Raw genomic sequence first — 202 nt, 5'->3', positions numbered from 1 at the left:
TTAATTCACTTTCAACAGCCCCAACAAGTATTTCTGGGACAACAACTATTTGTAACGGCAATTCTACTACCTTAACTTTAAATGGTGGTTCAGCTGGTACGGGAGCTAATGCAAGATGGTACTCTGGATCGTGTGGCGGAACTCTTGTTGGAACTGGAAGCAGTATTAATGTTTCTCCAACTACTAACACCACTTATTTTGT

General features: G+C 40.6%; 1 protein-coding gene. It reads left to right on the top strand.

Going from position 1 to position 202, the window contains the following annotated elements:
- A partial coding sequence (locus K5R64_RS13585; RefSeq protein WP_220764200.1) for a hypothetical protein occupies nt 1-202 on the top strand: 202 nt, incomplete at both ends.

Source organism: Flavobacterium sp. UMI-01 (genome assembly GCF_019656315.1).
GTDB lineage: Bacteria > Bacteroidota > Bacteroidia > Flavobacteriales > Flavobacteriaceae > Flavobacterium.
Note: the sequence above shows the minus strand (reverse complement) of the source record. Positions and strands in the feature narration are given on the sequence as shown.